21 protein-coding genes are annotated in these 24,177 nt (G+C 74.2%); 11 read left to right on the plus strand and 10 right to left on the minus strand.

The window, feature by feature from the left end; all coding sequences use genetic code 11:
- The first annotated feature begins 49 nt into the window (after positions 1 to 49).
- From ACI79P_RS15720 to ACI79P_RS15735, 4 genes are all read left to right on the plus strand, one after another.
- On the plus strand, positions 50 to 415 hold the full coding sequence (locus ACI79P_RS15720; RefSeq protein WP_456581984.1) for a DsrE family protein: 366 nt from the start codon (positions 50 to 52) through the stop codon (positions 413 to 415).
- Positions 416 to 517: 102 nt separating this feature from the next.
- Entirely contained in the window at positions 518 to 1,258 is a 741-nt protein-coding gene (locus ACI79P_RS15725) for a LuxR C-terminal-related transcriptional regulator (RefSeq protein WP_456581985.1), read from the plus strand.
- 201 nt (positions 1,259 to 1,459) lie between these two features.
- Positions 1,460 to 2,911, plus strand: coding sequence for an NAD-dependent succinate-semialdehyde dehydrogenase (locus tag ACI79P_RS15730; RefSeq protein ID WP_456581986.1), 1,452 nt, complete (start codon positions 1,460 to 1,462; stop codon positions 2,909 to 2,911).
- A 136-nt stretch (positions 2,912 to 3,047) separates the two neighbouring features.
- Complete coding sequence (locus ACI79P_RS15735; protein ID WP_456581987.1) at positions 3,048 to 4,343, plus strand: acyl-CoA dehydrogenase family protein; 1,296 nt, start codon at positions 3,048 to 3,050, stop codon at positions 4,341 to 4,343.
- A gap of 108 nt (positions 4,344 to 4,451) precedes the next feature.
- On the opposite strand, the gene dhaM is transcribed toward ACI79P_RS15735, so the two are convergent.
- The 4 genes from dhaM to ACI79P_RS15755 are packed head-to-tail and all read right to left on the minus strand — an operon-like array spanning position 4,452 to position 7,700.
- Positions 4,452 to 4,865, minus strand: a complete 414-nt coding sequence (gene dhaM / locus ACI79P_RS15740; protein WP_456581988.1) for a dihydroxyacetone kinase phosphoryl donor subunit DhaM — start codon at positions 4,863 to 4,865, stop codon at positions 4,452 to 4,454.
- Positions 4,866 to 4,867: 2 nt separating this feature from the next.
- Entirely contained in the window at positions 4,868 to 5,500 is a 633-nt protein-coding gene (dhaL, locus tag ACI79P_RS15745; protein ID WP_456581989.1) for a dihydroxyacetone kinase subunit DhaL, read from the minus strand.
- A 2-nt stretch (positions 5,501 to 5,502) separates the two neighbouring features.
- On the minus strand, positions 5,503 to 6,504 hold the full coding sequence (dhaK, locus tag ACI79P_RS15750) for a dihydroxyacetone kinase subunit DhaK (protein ID WP_456581990.1): 1,002 nt from the start codon (positions 6,502 to 6,504) through the stop codon (positions 5,503 to 5,505).
- Positions 6,505 to 6,557: 53 nt separating this feature from the next.
- Positions 6,558 to 7,700, minus strand: a complete 1,143-nt coding sequence (locus ACI79P_RS15755) for a TerC family protein (RefSeq protein WP_456581991.1) — start codon at positions 7,698 to 7,700, stop codon at positions 6,558 to 6,560.
- A gap of 185 nt (positions 7,701 to 7,885) precedes the next feature.
- Here ACI79P_RS15755 and ACI79P_RS15760 point away from each other — a divergent pair, with 185 nt between their 5' ends.
- Positions 7,886 to 8,260, plus strand: coding sequence for a hypothetical protein (locus tag ACI79P_RS15760; protein WP_456581992.1), 375 nt, complete (start codon positions 7,886 to 7,888; stop codon positions 8,258 to 8,260).
- Here ACI79P_RS15760 and ACI79P_RS15765 read toward each other — a convergent pair.
- The 6 genes from ACI79P_RS15765 to ACI79P_RS15790 all read right to left on the minus strand — a co-directional run bounded on the left by ACI79P_RS15765 (position 8,201) and on the right by ACI79P_RS15790 (position 15,421).
- The gene (locus ACI79P_RS15765; protein ID WP_456581993.1) at positions 8,201 to 8,998 is read right to left on the minus strand and encodes a CPBP family intramembrane glutamic endopeptidase; all 798 of its coding nucleotides are present in this window, start codon (positions 8,996 to 8,998) and stop codon (positions 8,201 to 8,203) included. The genes ACI79P_RS15760 and ACI79P_RS15765 overlap by 60 nt on opposite strands.
- Positions 8,995 to 9,936, minus strand: coding sequence for an NAD(P)H-binding protein (locus tag ACI79P_RS15770; protein ID WP_456581994.1), 942 nt, complete (start codon positions 9,934 to 9,936; stop codon positions 8,995 to 8,997). The genes ACI79P_RS15765 and ACI79P_RS15770 overlap by 4 nt, the downstream gene beginning before the upstream one ends.
- A gap of 131 nt (positions 9,937 to 10,067) precedes the next feature.
- Positions 10,068 to 10,880 carry an FAD binding domain-containing protein gene (locus ACI79P_RS15775; RefSeq protein WP_456581995.1) on the minus strand — a complete coding sequence of 271 codons (813 nt, stop codon included), beginning with the start codon at positions 10,878 to 10,880 and terminating at the stop codon, positions 10,068 to 10,070.
- Positions 10,877 to 11,380: a (2Fe-2S)-binding protein gene (locus ACI79P_RS15780; RefSeq protein WP_456581996.1), complete on the minus strand. Its 504-nt coding sequence runs from the start codon at positions 11,378 to 11,380 to the stop codon at positions 10,877 to 10,879. The genes ACI79P_RS15775 and ACI79P_RS15780 overlap by 4 nt, the downstream gene beginning before the upstream one ends.
- Positions 11,380 to 13,659: a xanthine dehydrogenase family protein molybdopterin-binding subunit gene (locus ACI79P_RS15785; RefSeq protein WP_456581997.1), complete on the minus strand. Its 2,280-nt coding sequence runs from the start codon at positions 13,657 to 13,659 to the stop codon at positions 11,380 to 11,382. The genes ACI79P_RS15780 and ACI79P_RS15785 overlap by 1 nt, the downstream gene beginning before the upstream one ends.
- 184 nt (positions 13,660 to 13,843) lie before the next feature.
- Complete coding sequence (locus ACI79P_RS15790) at positions 13,844 to 15,421, minus strand: cryptochrome/photolyase family protein (RefSeq protein WP_456581998.1); 1,578 nt, start codon at positions 15,419 to 15,421, stop codon at positions 13,844 to 13,846.
- A gap of 164 nt (positions 15,422 to 15,585) precedes the next feature.
- Here ACI79P_RS15790 and ACI79P_RS15795 point away from each other — a divergent pair, with 164 nt between their 5' ends.
- From ACI79P_RS15795 to ACI79P_RS15820, 6 genes are all read left to right on the plus strand, one after another.
- The gene (locus tag ACI79P_RS15795; RefSeq protein WP_456581999.1) at positions 15,586 to 16,599 is read left to right on the plus strand and encodes an ATP-binding cassette domain-containing protein; all 1,014 of its coding nucleotides are present in this window, start codon (positions 15,586 to 15,588) and stop codon (positions 16,597 to 16,599) included.
- On the plus strand, positions 16,596 to 17,432 hold the full coding sequence (locus tag ACI79P_RS15800) for an ABC transporter permease (protein WP_456582000.1): 837 nt from the start codon (positions 16,596 to 16,598) through the stop codon (positions 17,430 to 17,432). The genes ACI79P_RS15795 and ACI79P_RS15800 overlap by 4 nt, the downstream gene beginning before the upstream one ends.
- 200 nt (positions 17,433 to 17,632) lie before the next feature.
- Complete coding sequence (locus ACI79P_RS15805; protein WP_456582001.1) at positions 17,633 to 18,658, plus strand: 3-oxoacyl-ACP synthase III; 1,026 nt, start codon at positions 17,633 to 17,635, stop codon at positions 18,656 to 18,658.
- Positions 18,655 to 21,243 carry an alpha/beta fold hydrolase gene (locus ACI79P_RS15810; protein ID WP_456582002.1) on the plus strand — a complete coding sequence of 863 codons (2,589 nt, stop codon included), beginning with the start codon at positions 18,655 to 18,657 and terminating at the stop codon, positions 21,241 to 21,243. Before ACI79P_RS15805 ends, ACI79P_RS15810 begins: the two co-directional genes overlap by 4 nt.
- Entirely contained in the window at positions 21,240 to 22,265 is a 1,026-nt protein-coding gene (locus ACI79P_RS15815; protein WP_456582003.1) for an NAD-dependent epimerase/dehydratase family protein, read from the plus strand. The genes ACI79P_RS15810 and ACI79P_RS15815 overlap by 4 nt, the downstream gene beginning before the upstream one ends.
- Positions 22,266 to 22,617: 352 nt before the next feature.
- On the plus strand, positions 22,618 to 24,114 hold the full coding sequence (locus ACI79P_RS15820; RefSeq protein ID WP_456582004.1) for a PHA/PHB synthase family protein: 1,497 nt from the start codon (positions 22,618 to 22,620) through the stop codon (positions 24,112 to 24,114).
- Positions 24,115 to 24,177 lie beyond the last annotated feature (63 nt).

Consider the following 24,177-nt stretch of genomic DNA (forward strand, 5'->3'; position numbering starts at 1 on the left):
CAGGCGGCGCGAGCTCCCCGAGACGCCCCCGAGCGGACAGGAGAAGGCCATGAGCGGGAAAGCCGTGATCAGCCTGAGCACCGGGCTGGAGGACAGCGAGAAGGTGACGGTCGCGTTCCTCGTCGCGGTGGGGGCCGCGGAGTCCGGGCGGCCGACCCTGATGTTCCTCACCAAGGAAGCCGTCCGGCTCGCCGTCGAGGGTGTCGCCGTCGCCGTCGCCTGCGACGGTTGCCCGCCGCTGACCGACCTCATGAAGCGCTACGAGGCCGCCGGCGGCCGCTACTACGTCTGCCCGGTCTGCCTGAACGCCAAGCGGCTCGACCAGGCGGCGCTGATCGGCGGCGCCGAGGTCCAGGGGACGGTGCCGATGTGGGCGTGGATCGGGGACGACGGCGCCACGACGTTCAGCTACTGAGCGGCTACCGTCCCGCGCGGCACACGCTGCCGGGTCGTGCGGTGGCAGCGGGGCGCGCCACCTCTCCTCCCCGCCACCCGCCTCCCCGGTCACGATGGCGGCGTGCGGCAGGACGGTGTCCGTCCCCTCGATCGCGGGACCCCGGACCAGGCACGCCTCGTCGGGCGTACCGCCCTGACCGATGTCTCCTTCGGGGCGGCCACGATCACCCGCGAGGTGATGCAACCCGGCTGGCGGTGGTCGGACGACGTCAGACCGGTGGTCGGCACCGATCTCTGCCGGGCCGGCCACCGGCTCTACATCGTCTCCGGACGGATGCAGGTCGTGATGGAGGACGGCGACCTCGAGGTCGGTGAGGGCGATGCCGTGGTGATCCCCCCGGGCCACGACGCCTGGACCGTGGGCGAGGACCCGTGCGAGCTCGTCGACTTCTCCCCCGACTACAGCCGCCTCATGGCGGCCGGCGACGCCTACCGGCGGAGGACCGATCCGGCACGGCAGGACGGCGGCCACCGCTGCACGCCGACGGCCGCCGCCGCCGAACTGCGGGCCGACGCCCGCGCCGGGCGGCTCGACGGTGGCGCCGTGGAGATCGTGCTCAGCGCGGTCAGCCGGAGGTCGAGGCGGGTGTGCGGACCGGCGGGCCTGACTGCGCGGGAGACCCAGGTGCTGGCGCTGATCGCCACCGGCGCATCGGCGAAGCAGGTGGCCCACCTGCTCGGCATCTCACCCAAGACCGCAGCGACGCACATCGAGCGCATCTACGTGAAGACCGCGGTCACCAGCCGTGCTGGGGCCACCCGCTTCGCCATCCACCACGGCGTCATCGATCCCGTCTGCTGAGGAAGAGCTCCCGACTCGCCGCCTCGAACGCCACCGAGCGGGCCGGTGGCACCGTCGCGGCCGTGTGCGCACCCGCTCGGCGTCGACCCTGCGCCGGTGACCGTCGAGGTCGTAGGTCTCCTGCGTCGTGGATGACACGATCACCGTGGGGGGCGCCGACCGCTCGCCCCGCGAAACCGGCTGGTCAGTGAGGAAGGCGCCATGACGAAGGACGCAGGACGCACGATCTACATCGACGGGCAGTGGCGTCCGGCCGACGGGGGTGCGACCTTCGCCGTCACGGATCCGGCCACGGGAGAGGTCATCGGCCAGGCGGCGGACGGTGGCCGGGCCGACACCGAGGCGGCGATCGCCGCTGCCGATCGTGCGCTGCCGGCCTGGTCGGGCGCGACGGCCTACGAGCGCGCGGCCGTCCTCGCGAAGGCGGACACGCTGATGCGGGAGCGCCGCAAGGACCTGGCTGCGCTGATGACGCGGGAACAGGGCAAGCCGCTCAAGGCCTCGATGAACGAGGTCGCGTACGCGGCGGACTTCCTGGCGTGGTTCGCCGAGGAGGCCAAGCGCATCGGCGGTGTCACGATCCCCTCGGCGCGGGCTGATCAGCGGTTCGTGACGATGCGCCAACCGGTCGGCGTGGTCGCCGCCATCACCCCGTGGAACTACCCGATCTCCATGCTGACCCGCAAGCTCGCGCCGGCCATCGCCTCCGGGTGCACGTCGGTGCTCAAGCCCGCCGACCAGACCCCGCTGTGCGCCGTCGCCACCGTGCAGCTGCTGGCCGACGCCGGCCTCCCCGCCGGGGTGGTCAACCTGGTCACCACCACGCGCGCGGCCGAGGTCGGGGACGCGCTCCTGGAGTCCCCGGTGGTCCGGAAACTGACGTTCACCGGTTCGACCGCGGTCGGGAAGATGCTGGTGCAGAAGGCCGGCGCCACTCTCAAGCGGGTGTCTGTGGAGCTGGGGGGCCACGCACCGTTCATCGTCTTCCCCGACGCCGATCCCGTGCGTGCTGCCAAGGGTGCCGCGCTGGTGAAGTTCCTCAACACCGGGCAGGCGTGCATCAGCCCCAACCGCATCTACGTCCACCGCTCGATCTACGACACGTTCGTGGCGACCCTCGACCAGCGCATCGCGGCGCTGCGCGTGGGCAAGGGGGACGCCGACGGGGTGTCGATCGGGCCGCTGATCGACGATCGCGCCGTGGCCAAGATGGAGGCCCAGGTGCTCGACGCCCGCAGCAAGGGGGCGCGGGTCGTGGCCGGTGGTGAGCGGGTGCAGGTCGACGGACTCGACGGCACGACCTTCTTCGCGCCGACGCTGCTGGCCGACGTCACGCCGGACATGCTCATCTCGTGCGAGGAGACCTTCGGGCCCATCGCCGCGGTCACGCCGTTCGACGACGAGGACGAGGTCATCGCCCGGGCGAACGACACCGAGTACGGCCTCGCGGCCTACGTCTACACCAACGACCTGTCGACGGCGATCCGGGTGACCGAGAAGCTGCGCTTCGGGATGATCGGCGTCAACGACATCAACCCGACGTCCGCAGCCGCCCCCTTCGGCGGGGTGAAGGCCAGCGGCCTGGGGCGCGAGGGCGGGTACGAGGGCATCGACGAGTACCTCGACACCAAGCTCATCGGCATCTCGGTGTGAACCGGTTCGAGCGGCCGACCGCCGCTGTGCCACGCTCCGGGTGCCGTCCTCCCGGGACCATGCGTGCCGCGCTCGTCGCCTCGCCCCCGGCGGAGACGCCCCTGCCGCCGCACGGACCAGCTGAGAGGGACACCTGATGCAGACCGCTGAGCCAACGGAGCTGTTCGACCTGCGCATGAGCGAGGAGGCCCGGCCCCTCTACGACCGCGTCGTCCAGTTCCTCGAGGACGTGGTCGCGCCGATGCAGGAGGAGTACTTCCGGCTCGGCGCAGGACGCACCGACCCGTGGTCGTACGCGCCGGGGCAGCTCGAGGTGCTGGAAGCGGCCAAGGACAAGGCCAAGGCGGCCGGCCTGTGGAACTTCTTCCTCCCCGACTCGGAGGTCGGCGGGCTGACCAACCTCGACTACGCCTACATCGCCGTCGAGCTCGGCAAGTACCCGCTCGGCTCCGAGTCCCTCAACTGCTCGGCCCCCGACACCGGCAACATGGAGGTCCTCGAGCGCGTGGGGACCCCCGAGCAGAAGGCCCGGTGGCTGGAGCCGCTCCTCAACGGCGAGATCCGCTCCGCCTACGCCATGACCGAGCCCGACGTCGCCAGTTCCGACGCCAAGAACGTGCGGCTCCGGGCGGTGCGCGACGGCGACGAGTACGTCCTCAACGGGGAGAAGTACTACATCTCCGGCGCCGGCGACCCCCGCTGCACGATCATGATCGTGATGTGCCAGACGAACCCGGACGCGCCGGCGCACATGCAGCAGTCGCAGATCCTCGTGCCGATGGACACGCCCGGCGTCGACGTGCTGGGCCCGATGACCGTGTTCGGCCGCGACGACGCCCCGCACGGCCACATGCACATCCGGTTCACCGACGTGCGCGTGCCCGCCTCCAACATGCTCCTCGGCGAGGGCCGCGGCTTCGAGATCAGCCAGGTGCGCCTGGGGCCCGGGCGCATCCACCACTGCATGCGTGCCATCGGCCAGGGCGAGAAGGCGCTCGAACTGATGATCCGCCGGGGCAAGTTCCGGGAGGCGTTCGGCAAGCCCATCCTGGACCTCGGCAAGAACATGGAGACGGTGTCCCGGGCGCGCATCGAGCTCGATGCCTGCCGGCTCATGGTGCTGAAGGCCGCCAAGGCGATGGACGTGCTCGGCAACTCCCAGGCCCGGGTCTACGTCTCGGCGGTGAAGGCGATGGTGCCGGAGAAGGTCTGCCAGATCATCGACCAGGCCATCCAGATCCACGGCGCCACCGGGGTGTCGCAGTGGACGCCGCTGGCCGACATGTACACCAGCCAGCGCACCCTGCGCCTGGCCGACGGGCCCGACGAGGTGCACCACTTCGTCGTCGCCCGCAACGAGGCGGGTCGCTACGCCGAGCCCGCCCCCGGTCGCGCCGAGTCCCGCGGCCACGGCGTCTTCGCCGGCCCCTGAGCCAGCGGCTGCCCGGGAGCGGAGCCTCCCGGGCAGCCGGCCACGGCGTGGCGCTCGCCACCCACCGGCACACCGGTCGCGGCACGGCCGCCGCTGCCGCCGAGCGGTTCAGCGACCCAGGTGGGCCTCCTTGGGTGCGAGCCCGCGCGCCGCCTCGGCCGCCACCCGGTCCCGGTCGGCTCCGCCCGCGGCGATCACCGCCGCACCGACCAGGCCCTCGACCAGCGGCGCCGCGCTGAGCACCACCCGCGCCCGGACGTCGTCGTCCAGGAGCTCCAGCGCCGTCTCGGCCGACATCACCGCGCTGCCCAGATCCATCAGCACCACCACGCCGTCGCCGGTGTCGGCGGCCGCGATCGCCGTGGAGACGGCGACCGCGTCGGTGCCCAGCCCGCCGTCGTCGGTGCCGGCGGCCACCTCGATCGCCACGGTCGAGTTCGGCAGCATCTGCCGGGCCAGCTCGACCGCGGCCTCGGCCAGCGGCCGGCTGTGCGAGACGACGACGATCCCCACCGCCGCCACGGTCAGCTCCTCGCCAGGGTGGTCGCGGCGGCCTCGACCAGCAGGACCGCCGAGGCGGCTCCCGGGTCGACGTGACCCGCGCTGCGTTCGCCCAGGTAGCTCGCCCGGCCCTTGCGGGCGACCAGCGGCGTGACCGCGTCGCGCCCCGCCGCCGCGGCGTCCGCGGCCGCGCGCAGGGCGGCGCCCAGGTCCTGCCCGGCGCCGACGGCCGCGGTGAGGGCCTCGGCCGCCGGAAGGAGGGCGTCCACCATCGTCTTGTCCTGCAGCTCGGCCTTGCCGCGCGCGACGACGCCGTCGACCCCGGCCCGGAAGGCGGCGGCGAAGGCGGCCGGAGAGCCGTCGTCCAGGGCTCCGGACATCCGGAGGAAGAGCGTCCCGTACAGCGGTCCGCTGGTGCCCCCGACCTTGCTGATCATGGTCATGGCGACCGTCTTCAGCAGCGCCGCACCGTCGGCCGGCGGGGTCGCGTCGAGGGCGGCGACGGCGGCGGTCATCCCGCGGTGCATGTTCGTGCCGTGGTCGGCGTCGCCGATGGCCGAGTCCAGCTCGGTCAGCTCGTCCCGGTGCTCGGTGATGGCGCGGGCGTACTCGCGCACCCACGCCGCGAGCGCGTCCACGTCCACGGGGTCGGCCACGCTCAGACCCCCCACCGCAGGGCGGGGGTGTTCACCGGCGCGTCCCAGAGCCGGATCAGCTCGTCGTCGACCTTCAGCAGGGTCACCGAGCAGCCGGCCATCTCCAGGCTGGTCATGTAGGAGCCGACCAGCGAACGGGCCACCGTCACCCCGGCCTCGGCCAGCACGGCCTGCACCTCCGCGTAGACCACGTAGAGCTCGATCAGCGGCGTGCCGCCCATCCCGTTGACGAAGGCGAGCACCCCGTCCCCGCCGGTGAAGTCCAGGTCGGCGAGCACCGGCTCCAGCAGCATCTCGGCGACCTCGCGGGCCGGGGCCACCGGGACCCGGCGGCGGCCGGGCTCCCCGTGGATGCCGATGCCCAGCTCCATCTCCCCCGCGGGCAGGTCGAAGGTCGGCTTGCCTGCGGCCGGCACGGTGCAGGAGGTGAGCGCCATGCCCATGCTGCGGCCGTGCCCGTTGACCCGGCGGGCCACCTCGGCGACCTCGGCCAGCGGGCGGCCCTGCTCGGCGGCGGCGCCGGCCAGCTTCTCCACCAGCACGGTGACGCCCACCCCGCGGCGGCCGGCGGTGTAGAGGCTGTCCGTGACGGCGACGTCGTCGTCGGTGACCACGGCGACCACCTCGGTGCCGGACTCGGCGGCCACCAGCTCGGCGGCCATCTCGAAGTTCATGACGTCGCCGGTGTAGTTCTTCACGATGTGCAGCACGCCGGCGCCGGCATCGACCCCCTGGGTCGCCGCGACCATCTGGTCCGGCACGGGCGAGGTGAACACCTCACCGGCGCACGCGGCGTCGAGCATGCCGAGGCCCACGAAACCGCCGTGCATCGGCTCGTGGCCGGAGCCACCTCCGGAGACCAACCCGACCTTGCCCGGCACCGGGGCGTCGCCGCGGAAGACGACGCGGTGCTCGGGGTCGATCCGCAGCTCCGGGTGGGCTGCGGCCATGCCGCGCAGCGCGTCGTCGACGACGTCTGCCGGGTCGTTGATGAGCTTCTTCATCGCGCGGCTCCTGATCGAGAGGTGGCCAGCGCACGGTAGGAGTGAGCCAGGTCTCAGGGCAACGGGGGCCGGTCCGCATCGTCGTACGGGCGGCGCGCCGGACGCGACCCGGGGGCCGCTCCCGGGTGGGCGCCGGGGTGGCTCACGTGCCCGGTCTGGTGCTCGGGGTGCTCCTCCCAGCGATGGTCGTCGCGGGTGGCGTGGAGGCTGGTGAAGGTGACCAGCGCGAGGATGCCCACGATGACCCCCAGCGACAGGAGGGTCGGGATCTCCGGGACCCCCGGCCACACCCCGTGGGCCCAGTGGAGGACCAGCTTGGTGCCGATGAACGCGAGGATGGCGGCCAGGCCGTAGCCCAGGTGCACCAGCTTGCTCAGCGCGCCGGCGAGGACGAAGTAGAGCGCCCGGAGCCCGAGGAGCGCAAAGGCGTTGGTGGCGAACACCAGGTACGGGTCGCTGGTGATGCCGTACACGGCGGGCACCGAGTCGACGGCGAAGACGACGTCCGTGGCGAGGACCGCCAGCACCACCAGCGCCATGGGGGTCGCCGCGCGGCGGCCGGCCTCCCGCACGAACAGCCGGGGACCGTGGTACTCCTCGGTGACCGGCATGAAGCGGCGGATGAGCTTGACCGTCCGCATCGAGGAGATGTCGACCTCGTTGCCGTGACCCGAGCGCTGGTCGCGCAGCACCTTCACCGCGGTGACCAGCAGGATCCCGCCGAACAGCAGGAACGCCCAGCTGAAGTTCGCCAGCACCGCGGCGCCGAGCGCGATGAAGATCCCTCGGAGGACCAGGGCGCCGACGATGCCGAAGAGCAGCACCCGCTGCTGCAGCTCCGCCGGCACGGCGAAGGCCGAGAGCAGGAGCATGAAGACGAACAGGTTGTCCACCGACAGCGACTTCTCGACCAGGTACCCGGTCAGGTACTCCAGGCCCGTCTGGGAGCCGTACTGGAGCCACACGAAGACGGCGAAGGCCAGGGGCAGCGCGACGTAGAAGATGGACCAGCCGACCGCCTCCCGCATCGACACGGCGTGCGGCCGGCGGGTGATCACGAAGTCCAGCGCCAGCAGGAGGACGACGGCGAGGAGGGTCACGGTCCAGAGGAACGGCGTCCCGATCGTCTGCAGCGCCGACACCGGCGCCTCCGGGAGTGCCGCGAACACCTCGTGGTCCGGCGAGGTCGCCGTCATGCTCCGCTCCGTTCTGCCGTGTCCTCGCGCGTCCGGCGACAGGAAGAGGCGGGTGCGCGGCACCGCCCTCAGGACGCCTGCCACGGCCTACCCAGCGGAGCCGGACCCATCCCGGGGTCCGCCCGTCGTCACCGGACCGCAACATGACGTCCGGGTCCGCTGCCGGCTGGGCATAGGTTGCCGCCGTGGACGTCGTCGTGGAGGTGGGTGGCTGGGAGCACGAGTGCTGCGGCGATGCCATCGAGCGGGGCCAGCTGGTGGACCTCCGCTGCATCCGCCACGAGGGGCCGGACGGCCGGATGAGGCTGGTCGTCAGCCACCACGGCGGGCTCGACGTCCCGGCCGACGAGCGCGTCCGGGGGCGGGTGACCGACATCCGGGTGGTCCGGGACGGCGGACCGGCGCAGGCGGTCCTCCGCGTCCCGAGCGGCCAGGCGCTGCGGGGCTTCGGCGAGGACGACGACGGCCACCTGGAGGACCCGTGGACCGGTGAGGTGGTCTCACCCGCGGGCTCGGAGTTCCTCGTGACGGTCGCCGTCGTCCTCCCCGGGCGCCGGTGACCGCTCCTCGGCGAGCCGGTCGGCGAACAGCGGCGGCAGGTAGCGCAGCATGAGCGCCGACCACACGACGTGGGTGAGCACCGGCGCCTGGATGCCTCCGGTGATCCGGCGCTGCTGCGCGAACAGCAGCCCCATCGGAACGCTGGCCAGCACGAGCGCCGGGTTGCGGGTGGCCGTCGTGGCCAGCCCGTACACGGCCGTCGAGACGGCCACCGGCCGCCGTGCCCCCGCGGCCGCGTAGAGGGCGCCGCGGAAGAACACCTCCTCCGCGACGCCGTTGGCCAGCGTCGTCGTCGCCACGAGCGCGGTCGACCCCTGGTCGGCGTAGCGGAGCACCGAGCCGATGGCGCGCTCCAGGACGGGGATCCGCCGGGCCACCAGCGCCGCGGCGTAGAACGCCCCGAAGGCGCCCACCCCCGAGGCGACCGGCGTGAGCACCGGCCGGCGCAGCCGGTCCCCCGGCCCGAACATCCGCCCCAGGTGCAGCGGCCCGGACGCCAGCCCCCCGACCACCCAGGTGCCGGCGACCCCGAGGGTCAACCCGTAGAACCGCGGCGAGCCCGGCGGCGTCGACAGGGACACCCCCAGGAGCGAGGCGCCCGCGACCGCGACGGCGCCGGTGACCCGCCGGCGTCGCCGGAAGGCCGCGTCGCTCTCCCGGTGGTCCCGCGGGACGCTCCGCAGCAGCGGATGGGCAGCCCGGAGCACGCTGTTCCGCAGGGGCCCGCGGCGGCTCACCGCCGCGCTCCGCGGCTCAGCCACCCGCCGCGCCGCTCCCCCACCTGCTGCCGGCGTTCCCGCGCCCGCTCGATGAGCGCGGTCAGCACCATCTCGTCGTAGTCCATCGGCTCGAACGGGACGACGGACCGGATGGCGTCGTCGGTGACGACCACCTCGATGGTCATCGAGTCGATGAGCGACCGGCCCGTGGCGACGTCCACGTCGGTGACGAGGGCCAGCCAGCGCGAGGACAGCTGCGGGCTGAGCAGCGGCACCGGGACGACGAAGAGGTGCCGGTTCTGGATGTCGGCGACCCGGGTGAGCATCTGCAGGTAGGTGAGCACCTCCGGGCCGCCCACCTCGAACACCCGCCCCTCGGTGCCCGGTGCCTCCAGGACGCCGACCAGGTACCGGACGACGTCGGCGACCGCGATCGGCTGCGTCCGCGTGCTGACCCACCGGGGCGTGACCATGCAGGGCAGGTGGGCGACGAGCTGGCGGGTCATCTCCCAGGAGACCCCGCCGTGGCCCACCACGATGCCGGCGCGCAGCACGGTGACCGGCACGCCGGTGCCGCCCAGCAGCCGCTCGACCTCGCGGCGGCTGCGCAGGTGCGGGGAGAGCCGGTCGTCGTCGCGGCCGAGGCCCCCGAGGTAGACGATCCGGGCGACCCCCGCCGCGGCCGCCGCCCGGGCGAAGGCGCGCGCCGCGTCGGCGTCCTTCCGCTCGAAGTCCCGGTCGCCGAGGGAGTGCACCAGGTAGTAGGCGGCCTCGCAGCCCTCGAGCGCCGTCCGCAGCGACTCCTCGTCACCGACGTCGCCCGCCACCGGGGTACCGGCGCCCTGGTAACTCTCCGGCCGCCGGGTCATCGCCCGGACGTCGTGGCCGGCGTCGGCCAGCGCGGTGGCCAGCCGGCTGCCCACGAACCCCGACGCGCCGGTGACCAGGATTCTCACCGGGACAGCCTCACCCGGAGGGGCGGTGGGCGCGACCCGTAGGCGGCCGGCTGCAGCCCTGGTCGACGACCTGACGACGCTCGCGGCTCCCGCGAGGTGACCACTGCGTACCGGTCCTGCCGGCAGCGGGCTCAGGCGGCGGCCCGCTCGAGGGCGCGCCTCGTGAGGAGCCGGGCCAGGTGCCGCCGGTACTCGGCGTCGGCGTGCATGTCGGCTCCCGGCGACGTCCCCTGGTCGGCGAGCTCGGCGGCCTCGGCGATCGACGCCCCGCGGGCGAGCGCCTCCTCGGTCGCCGTCGCGCGGAGCACCGTGCCCGCCATGCTGGCCAGCGCCACCCGTCCGTCGACGGCGGCGGCGGCCACGATCGGCCAGTCGTTCTCCCGCCGGGTGAACTTCTCGTAGCCCCACCCGGCGGAGCCGGTGCGCGGCACCCGCAGCTCGACGACCATCTCGTCGGGCGACATGGCCGTCTCGAAGAAGCCGGTCCAGAAGTCGGTCACCGGGACCTCGCGGCGTCCACCGGGTCCCTGCAGGACCACGGTCCCGCCGAGGGCGAGCAGGGCGGTGGGCAGGTCGGACGCCGGGTCGCTGTGCGCGGTCGTGCCGCCGATCGTGCCGCGGTGCCGGACCTGCGGGTCGCCCACCCGGCCGGCCACGTGCGGCAGGATCGGCACCTCGGCACGGGCGACGTCGTCGCGCTCCAGCTCGTGGTGGCGGGTGCACGCACCGATCGCCACCTCGTCGCCCTCGACCCGGACGTAGGACAGGTCGGCGATCCCGCCGATGTCGATCAGCACGCTCGGCACGGCGAGCCGCAGCTTCATGATGGGCAGCAGCGAGTGGCCGCCGGCGAGCAGCTTCGCGTCCTCACCGTGCTCGGCGAGGGCCGCCAGCGCCTCGTCGACCGAGCGCACCCGCACGTAGTCGAACGGCGACGGGATCATGCCTGCACCTCCTGCGCCTTCGGGACCTGGCCGGCGGCCGGACCGGCCTGTGCCGCCGCCCGGACGGCGCGGACGATGTTGTGGTAGCCGGTGCAGCGGCAGAGGTTGCCCTCCAGCCCCTCCCGGACCTCCCGGTCGGTCGGGTCAGGGTTGTCGGCCAGCACGCCGACGGCGGCCATCACCATTCCCGAGGTGCAGAAGCCGCACTGCAGCCCGTGCTCGGCCTGGAACGCCGCCTGCACGGGGTGGAGCTCGCCGTCCGGACCGGCCAGGCCCTCCAACGTCGTGACCTGCGCCCCGTCGGCCTGGGCGGTCAGCACGGTACAGCTCTTCACGGACAGCCCGTCGACCATGACGGTGCAGGCACCGCAGGACGTGGTGTCGCAGCCGATGTTGGTGGCGGTCAGGCCGCAGGTCTCGCGGAGGTAGTGGGCGAGCAGCAACCGCGGCTCGACCTCGTCGGTGCGCTGCGTGCCGTTGACGGTGATCGAGACCTGCATCAGCTGCCTCCCTGCTGCGCCTGCTGGATCGCCCGGAACACCCGCATGGGGGTGGTGGGCATGTCGATGTGCCGGACGCCCAGATGGGACACGGCGTCGATGACGGCGTTCTGCACCGCCGGGGTGGCTCCGATGGTTCCCGCCTCGCCGATGCCCTTGGCTCCCAGCGGGTTCATCGGCGTCGGGGTGGCCATGTCGACCAGCTCGAAGCTGGGCAGCTCGGTGGCGGAGATGAAGGGGTAGTCGGCCAGCGTCGAGGTGGTCGGGTTGCCGTCCTCGTCGTAGAGCACCTCCTCCAGCAGCGCCTGGGCGACCCCCTGGGCGTAGCCGCCGTGCCGCTGGCCCTCGGCGAGCAGCGGGTTGAGTATCGTGCCGGCGTCGTCGACGGCGATCAGCCGCTGGACTTCGGCCTTGCCGCTCTCGACGTCCACCTCGGCCACCACCACGTGGGCCCCGAACGGGAACGTGGGGGCGGCGGCGGTGAACCTGGTCTGCACCAGCAGCTGCTCGTCGGCGGCCAGCTCGGCGAAGGTGACCGCCGCTCCCGGGGTGCCCCGGACGGCGAGGCCGGCCAGACCCAGGTCGACGACGAGGTCCGCGGGGTCGACCTCCAGCCTCTGCGCTGCCCGCGCCCGGGCCAGCTCGATCAGCTCACCGGCTGCCTGGTGCACCGCCGCCCCGCCCTGCTGCAGGCTGCGGGACCCCATGGTGCCGCCGCCCTGCGGCACCCGGTCGGTGTCCCCGTGCACCACGGTGATCTTCTCGACGGCGATGCCGAGCTGGTCGCTGGCGATCATGGCCCACGCGGTGGCGTGCCCCTGGCCGTGCGGCGAGGTGCCGGTGAGGACCGTGGCCGTGCCGTCCTCGTGGACCTCGAGCGCGGCGGCCTCTCCGGTGCCGGCACCGTTGTCGGCCCCGGTGATCTCGACGTACACCGAGATCCCGATGCCGAGCTGACGGACGTCGCCGCGCTCGCGCCGCCGGGCCTGCTCGGCCCGCAGCTCGGCGTAGCCGGCCGCCTCCAGCGCCTTGTCCAGCGCCCCGACGTAGTCGCCGTTGTCGTAGGTGGCACCCGTCGGCGTGGTGTGCGGCTCGTCGAACGCCGGCAGCAGGTTCTTCCGGCGCACCTCGGCGGGGTCCATCCCGATCTCGGCGGCGAACCGGTCGACCGCCCGCTCCAGGGCCGCCGTCGCCTCGGGTCGGCCGGCGCCCCGGTAGGCGCCGATGGACGTCGTCGTGGTCGCCAGGGCGCGGGCCTGGGCGTGCACCCGGGGAAAGCCGTAGACACCGGGTGCCATGAGCATGGTCAGCGTGGGGAGGACCGTGCCGATCCGCGGATAGGCGCCGCAGTCCTGGTCGGCCACCAGGCTGTAGGCCTCGATGGTGCCGTCCCGGCGCCCGCCGATCGTGACCACCTGGTCCTGCGCCCGCCCGTGCAGCATGCCGATCAGGTTCTCCGACCGGCTCTCCGACCAGCGGACGGGCCGGCCGACGTGCCGGGCCATCCAGGCGACGAGGGCGTACTCCGGGTCGGCACCGATCTTGGCCCCGAAACCGCCGCCGACGTCGGGGGTGATCAGGTGGATCAGGTCCGGGTCCATCTTCAGCCAGTCGCCGAACTGCCCTCGGGCCTGCTGGGCGCCCTGGTTGGTGCACCAGACGGTGACCCGGCCGTCCTCCCCCCAGGCGGCCGCGGCGGCACGGGTCTCCAGCGGCACCGGGGCCACCCGTTGGTTGACCATCGGCTGGGTGACGACGACCTCGCAGCCGTCGAAGAAGTCCTCCGGCGCCGGTCCGCCGAAGCTGGCCATCACGTTGGTGCCCGCCTCGGGGAAGAGCAGCACCTCGTCCCTGGCCGCCTCGGCCGTGCCGATCACCGCGGGCAGGGGGTCGATGTCGACCACGACCAGCTCGGCGGCGTCCTCCCCCTGGTACCGCTCCTCGGTGAGGACGACGGCGATGGGGTCGCCGACGAACCTGACCCGGTCCGACGCGAGCCACGGGCGCGTCATGGCCGGATTGACGAAGGGGAACGGCGGTGGCAGCGGGATGAGGTCGGCGACGTCCTGCGCCGTCACGACCGCCACCACACCGGGCGCCTCCAGGGCCGCGGAGCTGTCGACCGACAGCAACCGGCCGTGCGCGACGGTGGATCGCACGAACGTGGCGTGCAGCGCTCCGGCGAGCCGCTCGTCGACGAGGTCGTCGGTGTAGATCGCGCCCCGGGTGAGGAAGAGCGGATCCTCGGTGCGGACCACCCGGGTCCCCAGAATGCTCATGCGCCAGCCTTCCGTCGTCGCCAACGAGCACACTCAACCAGACCCTGTGACCGCGGCCACACATCTCCGCGCGGCGGAAGTCGGACCGGGGTACGGCCGGGGCAGGTGGGGGGCCCGGCCGCACGACGAGCGGTCTGCCACGCCGTCCCTCCCGGCGGCCGGCCGGTGCGACCGTGGCCTACGACTACGGCGGTTCCGTGCCCCGGTGCCGCTCCTGCTCGACCACGGCCTCGAGGTCCTTCAGCCGGTCGAGGCCCTGCAGTGGCCGGCGCATGCGGTGGTTGCCGGCCAGCCGGTCGCGGGTGCGGTCGAGGAAGGTCCAGTAGCCCGCGGTGTAGGGGCAGGCGTCCTCCCCGAGCCGCTTCTTCGGGTCGTACCGGCAGCCGCCGCAGTAGTCGCTCATCCGGTCGATGTAGGCGCCGCCGGAGGCGTAGGGCTTGGTGGCGAGCACGCCGCCGTCGGCGTGCTGGCTCATGCCGACGACGTTGGCGACCATCACCCACTCGTAGCCGTCGACGAAGCTCTCGTGGAACCAGTCGGTCATCGCCGAGGGGTCGATGCCCCGCTGCAGCGCGTAGTTCCCGAGCACCATCAGCCGCGGGATGTGGTGCACCCAGCCGTCCCGGCGCAGGTCGCCCAGCACGTCGGAGAGGCACGCGGCCTCGACGGCGGCGGCGTCGAGGCCGGCCAGCCAGGACGGCACCTCCGCGTGCGCCCCCAGGACGTTGGCTCTCCGGAAGTCGCGCCCGAGGTGCCAGTACATGTGCCAGATGTAGTCGCGCCACCCCATGACCTGCCGGACGAAGCCCTCCACGCTGTTCAGCGGCAGCGGGTCCCCGGCGGCCACCGAGTCGCGGTAGCACTGCTCGGCCCGGGAGACGACGTCGGCGGGGTCCAGGAGCCCCAGGTTCAGCGCCGGCGAGAGCAGCGAGTGGGCCAGCCACCGCTCGCCGGCGAGCATCGCGTCCTCGTGCGGGCCGAAGGCGCCCAGCCGGTTCTCCAGGAAGTCCTCCAGCCGGTGCAGCGCCTCCCGCCGGGTCGCCGGGAACAGCCGCGGACCGTCGTCACCGACGAAGGAGACGTCACCGGCGGACTCCCAGCGGTCGAGGTCCGCGCGCACCTCCTCGTCGATCTCGTCCTCCTCCGGCCACCACGGCTGCGGCGCCGGGGAGCGGCCGTCGGCCGGGGGCGGCTGCCGGTTCTCCTCGTCGAGGTTCCACCGGCCACCGACCGGGCGGGCGCCGTCCATGAGGACGTCGTGCCGCCGCCGGGCGTCGCGGTAGAAGTCCTCCATGAGCAGCCGCTGCCGCCCCCGCCCGTCGGCCCAGGCCGCGAACTCGGCCTGGGAGCTCACGAACCCGCGCGCGGCGAGCACCTGCACGCCCGGCCGGCCCAGGACGAAGTCGCGGCTGCGCCACGAGGTGGGCGCGCAGACGCTCAGCGGCTCCCCGACCCGGTCGAGGGCCTCGGCGTAGGTGCCGACCTGGTGGAACTCGGCGCGCTCACCGAGCTCGGCGGCGCGGTGCCGGAGGGTCGAGAGCACCAGGTGCGCCTTCTGGCGGTGGAACCGCCGGCGGGCGAGGACCGATCGGGCCTCGATGAGCAGGACGGGCTGCTGCGGCCCGTCGAGGAAGTGCGGGCCGAGCTGGTCGGCGAAGCACCAGCGCCGCGTCGCCGGTGCCCGGACCGGGAAGTCGGCCAGGGCGGGGTCGTCGCCGCGCCCGTCCGCCCCTCCCCCACGACCGTCCGCGCTCGCCGCCACCGGCTCCACCTCCGCGGACATCGTGAGGCGACCGGCGGTCCGAGCGCTACTCGTCGCGGTGCCGCGGTCACGGCGGCTCTGGACCCCTCACGGCCGCGGACGACGGCCCCAGGACGCGCTCGTCCCGAGGTGCGCGGGAGCCCGGTCATGGGACCATCGCGGGAGTGTCGAACGGAGCGGGACAGGACGACGCCGTCGTCGTCGAGGACCTGCGGGTCGCCTTCGGGCGCACCCGCGCACTGGACGGCATGAGCTTCCGCGTCGCCCGCGGCACCGTCCTCGGGCTGCTGGGACCCAACGGCTCGGGCAAGACGACCTCCGTGCGGGTGCTGACCACGCTGCTGCGGCCGGACGCCGGGCGGGCCATGGTCCTGGGCGAGGACGTGGTGGCCCATCCGCGCCGGGTCCGGCGGCGCATCGGGCTGGCCGGCCAGTACGCCGCGGTCGACGAGAACCTCACCGGCCGGGAGAACCTCCGCCTCTTCGGCGAGCTGTACCGGCTCCGCCGCGGGGCCGCCGCCCGCGCCGACGAACTGCTCGAGCGGTTCGACCTCGTGGACGCCGCCGACCGCGTCGCCCGCACCTACTCCGGCGGCATGCGGCGGCGGCTGGACCTGGCGGCGAGCCTGGTCAACCGGCCGGAGGTGCTCTTCCTCGACGAGCCGACGACGGGGCTGGACCCGCGCAGCCGGCTGGCGCTGTGGGAGGTGATCGAGGACCTGGTCGGCGGCGGCACCAGCCTCCTGCTGACGACCCAGTACCTCGACGAGGCCGATCGGCTCGCCGACCGCATCGCCGTCATCGACCACGGCCGGGTCATCGCCGAGGGGACCGCGGACGAGCTCAAGACCCAGGTGGGCGGACAGGTGCTCCAGGTGCGCGTCCCGCGGGAGCGCGGCGACGACGCCCGGCGGGTCCTGACGTCCCTGACCGATGCCGAGGGGGTCAGCGAGCCGGAGCCGGGGACGCTGACGCTCGGCGCCCCGGACGGCGGGCCGTTCGTCGTCCGGGTGGCAGCGGCTCTCGGCGACGCCGGTGTGCCGATCGAGGAGATCTCCCTGCGCCGCCCGAGCCTCGACGACGTCTTCCTCACCCTGACCGGCCGGGCGGCTCCAGACGAGACGCCCGAGGGAGATCCCGCGGCAGCAGGACCGCAGGTGGAGGTCGGCACGCGATGACCACGACGGACGCCGGCCGGCACCGCGCGAGCGGAACGGCGGCAGCGGACGACGGGGAGGGCGTCTCCCTGACGTGGGCCCTGCGGGACAGCTGGGCGATGACCCGCCGGAACCTCCGGACCGCCGCGCGCCAGCCCCAGCTGCTGGTCTTCGCGACGGTCCAGCCGGTGATCTTCATCCTGCTGTTCCGCTACGTCTTCGGAGGCGCCATCGCCGTCCCGGGGCCGATCGACTACGTCAACTACCTGCTCACCGGCATCTTCGTGCAGACCATCACCTTCGGGGCGATCCAGACCGGGATCGGGCTGTCCGAGGACGTGTCCCGAGGCCTGATCGACCGGCTCAAGTCCATGCCGATCTCGCGGGCCGCCGTGCTGGCCGGGCGCACCGGCGCCGACCTCGTGCGCAACACCGTCGTCATCGCCGTCATGGTCGCGGTCGGCTACCTGGTCGGCTTCCGCTTCACCAACGGCGCGGTCGGTGCGGTGCTCGCCGTGCTCGTGCTGCTGCTGTGGGGCTTCGTCTTCTCGTGGGTCGGGGCCTTCCTGGGCCTGACGCTCAGGAGCCCCGAGACCGTGCAGGCCGCCTCGTTCCCGATCATCTTCCCGCTGGTGTTCGCCTCCTCGATCTTCGTGCCCGTGGAGTCGATGCCGGGCTGGCTGCAGGCTTTCGTCACGGTGAACCCGATCACCCTGGTCACGGACACGGTGCGCGCCCTGGCGCTCGGGGAGCCGTTCGAGCTGATGCCCGACCTGGCGTGGGCGGCGCTGTCGATGGCGCTCGTCCTCGTCGTCTTCGCACCCCTGGCCATCGCCCGGTACCGCCGGAGCTGACGGCGACCCCGGGCGCGTTCCGGGGGCGATCGCGGGCCGCCAGGGGTGCGTCCGCCCGCCGTCCGCCCTCCCCCCGGGTGCCACCTCCGCCCTGGTCGGCATGATGGCGCTGTGTACGCGCCGCCCTGCGGGGTAAGCGCGCCCGACGAGGGTGGCGCACGAGGACGGCGGCCGCCCGCCGCACCTCACGAGTGGACCTGATGACCGGCAACGCCACACATCGATTCAGCAACACCGCGATCCTCGCCGTGCAGACGGCGGACGCGCCTCAGATCATCACGTCGACCGCGCTCGACGAGCAGCTGGGTGACACCTACCAGCGGGTCGGGCTGCGCCCCGGGCTGCTGGAGCGGCTCGCGGGCATCCGGGAACGCCGCTGGTGGGCCGACGGCGCCTCGTTCGTCGACGGCGCCGCCACCGCGGGCGCGAAGGCGATCAGCGAGAGCGGCGTGGACCCGGCCCACATCGGCCTGATGGTCAACACGTCGGTCAGCCGCAAGCACCTCGAGCCGTCCACGGCCGTGGCGGTGCACGACGCCCTCGGCCTGCCGAGCTCCTGCCAGAACTTCGACGTGACCAATGCCTGCCTGGGGTTCATCAACGGCATGGAGCTGGCCGCCGCGATGATCGACGTCGGGATGGTCCAGTACGCCCTGGTGGTCAACGGCGAGGACTCGCGGCCCGTCCAGGAGCGCACCATCGACCTGCTCAACCGCCCCGACACCGTCGCGAAGGACGTCATGGGGCACTTCGCCACGCTGACACTCGGCTCCGGGGCCGTGGCCATGGTCCTCGGCCGGGCCGACGAGCACCCCGAGGGTCACCGGCTGGTCGGGTCGGTCAGCCGGGCCGCCACCCAGCACCACGGGCTGTGCACCGGCGACAACGACGGGATGCAGACCGACCTCAAGGGCCTGCTCGACGCTGGCCTCGCCCTGTCCGGGGAGCTCTGGGCGGACGCCGGGGCGGAGTTCGACTGGGCGGCAGGGATGGACCGCTACGTCATCCACCAGGTCTCCAAGGTCCACACCGGGGCGCTGTGCGACCGGTTCGGCATCGACCGGGCGCGGGTGCCGACGACCTTCCCGACCCGCGGCAACCTCGGCCCCGCGTCGGTGCCGTTCACCCTGGCGGGCGAGGTGGACGGGCTCGCCGACGGCGACCGCGTGCTGCTGATGGGGATCGGCTCCGGCCTGAACGCCTGCTGCCTCGAGATCGCCTGGTGACGGCGGGCTCGCCGGTCGAGCTGCCGGGGCTGGACCCGTCCTGGTCGCGGTGGGTCACCGTGACCGGCGGGGACGGCGAGAAGCAGCGCTGGCACGTCCTGGACAACGGCGTGACCGACCCGGTCGGGACCCTGCTCTGCGTCCACGGCAACCCGACCTGGTCCTACCTGTGGCGCCGCCTCGTCGCCGCCGCCCCGCCGGGGTGGCGCGTCGTCGCCCCCGACCAGCTCGGCATGGGCTGGTCCGACCGCCCCGCCGCACCGCGGACCCTGACCCAGCGGGTGGCCGACCTGGGCGGGCTCACCGCCGAGCTGGGCGTCCGCGGCCCGGTCGTGACGGTGGCCCACGACTGGGGCGGCATCATCTCGCTCGGCTGGGCCCTCGAGCACCGGCAGGACGTGCGCGGCGTGGTCCTCGCGAACACCGCCGTCGCCATGCCGGAGGGCGACCTCGGGCCCGCGCTGATCCGGCTGGCGCACGCACCCGTCCTGCGCTCCGCCGTGACCCAGGCCAGCTCGGTGTTCGTCCGCGGGACGACGGCGCTGTCGCGGCCTCCGCTGCCCCGGGAGATCCGCCGGGCGTACGCGCAGCCCTACCGGTCGGCCGAGCGGCGCCGGGCCGTGGGCGAGTTCGTCGCGGACATCCCCTTCGCGCCGGGCCACGTCTCCCGCCCGGCGCAGGAGGCGATCGCCGAGGGGATCCGCACGCTGGACGTCCCGGCGCTCCTCCTGTGGGGGCCCCGGGACCCGGTCTTCGGCGAGAAGTACCTGGCGGACCTGCGCGAGCGGCTGCCGCGGGCGGTCGTGCACCGCTACGAGGGCGCCTCCCACCTCCTCCCCGAGGACGCTCCGCAGTACGCCGAGGCGGTGGCCACGTGGGTGACCGACACGTTCGGAGCCCCGAGGGCACCGGCCCCGGATCCCGGCGGAGCACCCGAGCCGGCCCGGCCCTGGGCCGCCCTGGCCGCCCGCGCGGACGACGACTCCCCGGCGGTCGTGGCGGCCGGCGGGGGTGCCGTCAGCTGGGCGCGGCTGGCCCGCCGGGTCGCCGACCTCGCCGCCGGCCTGGCAGCGGCCGGCGTCGGTCCGGGGGACCGGGTGGCGCTGCTGCTGGAGCCTTCGGCGGACCTGACGGCGGCGGTCTACGCGACCTGGCGCGCCGGAGCGGTCATCGTCGTCGCCGACAAGGGCCTCGGCCTCCGGGGCATGCGGCGCGCGCTCCGCGGCGCGGCACCGGACCACGTCCTCGGCAGCACCGCCGGGCTGGCCGCCGCGCGGGCGATGGGCCTGCCCGGGGCGCGGATCCTGGCCGGCCGGGCGCCGGCGCGGCTCCGCCGGGCGCTCGGCGCCGGCCACGACCTGGCCTCGCTGGAGGCGCTGGGCCGGATGTCGCCCGCACCGGCGGAGGCGCCGCTGGACGCGGACTGCGCGGTCGTCTTCACGTCCGGGGCCACCGGCCCGGCCAAGGGGGTCGTCTACACCCAGCGCCAGGTCGGTGCGCAGCTGGAGCTGGTCCGGACGGCGTACCGGCTCACGCCGGGCGACTCGCTGGTGGCCGCGTTCGCCCCCTTCTCCGTCCTCGGACCAGGCCTCGGGATCGCCTCGTCCGTCCCCGACATCGACGTCACGGCGCCCGCCACCCTCACCGCCGCCAAGCTGGCGGACGCCGCGGCCGCGGTGGACGCGACCGTGGTGTTCGCGGCGCCGGCCGCCCTGCGCCGCGTCGCGGCCACCTCCGCGGAGCTGACCGAGCAGCAGCGGTCTGCGCTGCGCCGCATCCGGCTGCTCATGTCGGCGGGAGCGCCCGTGTCCACCCCCCTGCTGCGGGCTCTCCGCGAGACCTTCCCGGCGGCCGAGCCGCACACGCCGTACGGCATGACCGAGGCGCTGCCCGTCACCGACGTCTCCCTGGACGAGATCGAGGCCGCCGGTGCGGGGAACGGCGTCTGCGTCGGCCGGCCGGTGCCCGGAGTCGAGGTGCGGATCAGCCCGCTCTCCCCCCTCGGCAGCGCCGACGGACCGCTCACGGGCTCCCCCGACGTCCCCGGCGAGGTCTGCGTCCGCGCCCCGCACGTGAAGGACCGCTACGACGCGCTCTGGGCCACCGAGCGGGCCGCCGCCCGCGACCCGGGCTGGCACCGCACCGGGGACGTGGGGCACCTGGACGCCGAGGGACGGCTCTGGATCGAAGGCCGGCTGGCGCACGTCGTCACGACCGCGGAGGGCCCGGTCACCCCGGTCGGCCCGGAGCTCCGCGTCGAGGAGCTGCCCACCGTCTCCGCCGCGGCGGTCGTCGGCGTCGGCCCGGGAGGCGCCCAGGTCGCCGTGGCCGTCGTCGTGCCCCCCGGCCGCGCCCGGCACCGGCTGCCGGGCGCCGGCCGGCTCACCGTGGCGCCGGCCGAGCTCGCGGGGGCGGTGCGCGACGCGGCCGGGATCGACCTCGCCGCCGTGCTCGTGGCCGGCGCGCTGCCGGTCGACATCCGGCACCAGTCGAAGGTGGACCGGGCCGAGCTGGCCCGCCGGGCGACGCGGGTCCTCTCCGGCACCCCGGTCCGGTGGGCCGCCCGGCGGAGCAGGAGACCGTGAGGGTGCTCGTCACCGGCGCGAGCGGCATGCTCGGCCGGGTGACCACCCAGCGCCTGCTGGCGCGGGGGGACGAGGTGACGGTCCTGCAGCGCCGTGCCGCCGGCCTGCCCTGCACCGAGGTGCTCGGGGACGTCGCCGACCCGTCCGCGGTGGCGCGCGCCGTCGCGGGGCAGGACGCCGTCGTCCACCTCGCGGCCAAGGTGGACGTCACGGGCACGTGGGACGAGTACGCGCGGGCCAACGTCCAGGGGACGACGAACGTCGTCGCCGCCTGCGCCGCGGAGGGGGTCGGTCGGCTCGTGCACGTGTCGTCCCCGTCGGTCTCGCACGCCGGGTCGCCCCTGTTCGGGGCCGGCGCCGGCCCCGCCGACCCGGCGGGGGCCCGCGGCTCCTACTCGCGCTCCAAGGCGGTGGCCGAGCAGGTCGCGCTGGACGCGGACTCGGCCGGCCTCGCCGTGCTCGTGCTGCGCCCGCACCTGGTGTGGGGGCCGGGCGACGAGCAGCTCGTCGCCCGGATCGTCGCGCGGGCCGGCGCCGGCCGCCTCCCGCTGATCGGCTCGGGCGCCGCCCTGATCGACACCACCTACGTGGACAACGCCGCGGCCGCCCTCGTGGCGGCGGTCGACGCCTGCGGGCCCGTGCACGGTGAGGCGCTGGTGGTCTCCAACGGCGAACCCCGCCCGGTGGCCGAGATCCTCCGACGGCTGTGCTCGGCGGCCGGCGTGGCTCCACCGCGGGGCCGGGTCCCGGCGCACGCCGCCTGGCTGGCGGGCGCCGTGGTGGAGGGGATCTGGTCGGCGACCGGACGGCGCTCGACCCCACCCCTCACCCGGTTCCTCACCGAGCAGCTGACGACGGCGCACTGGTTCGACCAGCGGCGGACCCGGACCGCGCTGGGCTGGCGGCCGGAGGTGGGCCTCGACGAGGGGTTCGCCCGCCTGACGGCCTGGTACCGGGCAGCGGGCACGGCGGCGAACCGCGGGGCCGTCCGCAGCGTCGCGCCGGCAGCGGCGCCCGGGTAGAGCCGCCCCTCCCGGTCGCCGATCGCCAGGGCGCCGGGAGCCCCCCGGACGGCAGTCGGCGGCTACGGTCATCTCCTTGCAGTGATCTGGATCACCTGGGGGCGTCGTGCCGACCACCACCGCAGCGCCGAACCCGACCTCGCCGGATCGCCGGAGCCGAGCTCCCGAGGACCCGGCTCCGAGGAGCGAGTCCGAGGCCCTCGCCTCGGTGGAGGGCGGTGAGCCGGTCGCCCTGCCCACACCGCGAGGCGTCGTCCGCGGACTCGTCGCCACGTTCGCGCGGCCGAGACCGCTGGCACGGGAGGCGGCCCGACTCGGAGGCGCCACCGTCCGCATCCTCCGCGGCACCGACGTGATCGCCCCCTCGCCGAAGGACAAGCGGTTCGCCGACCCCGCCTGGTCGCAGCACCCGGGCTACCGGCGGCTCGCGCAGTCCTACGTGGCGCTGTCCGAGTCGCTGCACCGCCTCGTCGACGACTACGAGACCGGTGGCCCGGACTGGCGCGAGGTGGAGCAGGCCCGCTTCGTGCTCAACGCGTGCATCAGCGCTCTGGCCCCGACGAACACGCTGCTCGGCAATCCGGCGGCGCTGAAGCGCGCCTTCGACACCGGCGGGTGGAGCCTGATCCGGGGCGCCGGCAACATGCTCCACGATCTCCGGCACAACGGGGGGATGCCGAGGCAGGTCGACCGCAACGCCTTCACGGTCGGGAAGGACCTCGGGGTGACCCCGGGTGCCGTGGTCCACCGCGACGAGGTCATCGAGGTCATCCAGTACGCACCGTCGACGGCACGCGTGCGGCAACGGCCGCTGGTGATCGTGCCGCCGCCCATCGGACGCTTCTACTTCCTGGACCTGAGTCCGGGACGCAGCTTCGTCGAGTACGCGGTGAGCCAGGGATTCCAGGTGTTCATGGTCAGCTGGCGGAACCCGACGAAGGAGGAGGCCCACTGGGACCTGGACACCTACTCCGGCGGTGTCCTGACCGCTGTCGACGTCGCGCGGGAGATCACCGGCTCCCCCGACGCCAGCACCATCGGGTTCTGCGCCGGCGGGCAGGTGATGACGACGGCGCTCAACCACCTCGCCGCCACCGGCGACGACCGGGTGCACGCCGCCGGCTACGCGGTGACCCTGCTCGACTTCTCGAGCCGGGCACCGCTGGGGGCGTTCTCCGCGCCGCGCCTGCTCGACCTGGCGCGGCGCAACTCCCGTCGTGGCGGGGTCATCACCGCGCGGCAGATGGGCTCGGTGTTCACCTGGATGCGACCCGACGACCTGATCTTCAACTACCTGGTCAGCGAATGGCTCATGGGTGAGGACCCGCCCGCGTTCGACATCCTCGCCTGGAACGCCGACGGCACCAACCTGCCGGCGCGCCTGCACGAGCAGTTCCTGGAGATCTTCGGGAAGAACACCCTCGTCCACCCGGGCGCGATGCGCGTGCTGGGGACGCCCGTCCACCTGAGCCGGATCACCGTGCCCACCTTCGTCACCGGCGCGCTCACCGACCACCTGACGCCGTGGCACGGCTGCTACCGGACGACGCAGCTGCTCTCCGGGCCGACCACCTTCGTGCTCAGCTCGAGCGGCCACATCCAGAGCCTGGTCAACCCCCCGGGGAACCCCCGGGCCAGCTACTGGACGGGCGGCGAGCCCGGTCCGGACCCGCACGCCTGGCGGGCAGCCGCGACGAAGCACACCGGGAGCTGGTGGGAACCCTGGGCCGAGTGGATGCTCGAACGCTCCGGCGACGAGATCCCCGCACCCACCGCAGTCGGCAGCACGCGCCATCCGGCACGGGAGCCGGCGCCGGGCACCTACGTCGTCGAGCGCCGCCCGGGCTGAGCCCGGCCCCCTCCCAGGGCCCCACCCCGAGGAACGAGGGGTCGGGAGGGAGGGGGTCCTTCG

It is taken from the genome of Blastococcus sp. SYSU DS0510 (assembly GCF_054050835.1).

Excerpts from the sequence above, each read along its gene's own strand:
- ACI79P_RS15775 (WP_456581995.1), bottom strand. The coding sequence starts at position 10,880 with ATGATCCCGTCGCCGTTCGACTACGTGCGGGTGCGCTCGGTCGACGAG.
- ACI79P_RS15755 (WP_456581991.1), bottom strand. The coding sequence starts at position 7,700 with ATGACGGCGACCTCGCCGGACCACGAGGTGTTCGCGGCACTCCCGGAG.
- dhaK (WP_456581990.1), bottom strand. The coding sequence starts at position 6,504 with ATGAAGAAGCTCATCAACGACCCGGCAGACGTCGTCGACGACGCGCTG.
- ACI79P_RS15785 (WP_456581997.1), bottom strand. The coding sequence starts at position 13,659 with ATGAGCATTCTGGGGACCCGGGTGGTCCGCACCGAGGATCCGCTCTTC.
- ACI79P_RS15730 (WP_456581986.1), top strand. The coding sequence starts at position 1,460 with ATGACGAAGGACGCAGGACGCACGATCTACATCGACGGGCAGTGGCGT.
- ACI79P_RS15720 (WP_456581984.1), top strand. The coding sequence starts at position 50 with ATGAGCGGGAAAGCCGTGATCAGCCTGAGCACCGGGCTGGAGGACAGC.
- ACI79P_RS15780 (WP_456581996.1), bottom strand. The coding sequence starts at position 11,380 with ATGCAGGTCTCGATCACCGTCAACGGCACGCAGCGCACCGACGAGGTC.
- ACI79P_RS15805 (WP_456582001.1), top strand. The coding sequence starts at position 17,633 with ATGACCGGCAACGCCACACATCGATTCAGCAACACCGCGATCCTCGCC.
- ACI79P_RS15800 (WP_456582000.1), top strand. The coding sequence starts at position 16,596 with ATGACCACGACGGACGCCGGCCGGCACCGCGCGAGCGGAACGGCGGCA.
- ACI79P_RS15735 (WP_456581987.1), top strand. The coding sequence starts at position 3,048 with ATGCAGACCGCTGAGCCAACGGAGCTGTTCGACCTGCGCATGAGCGAG.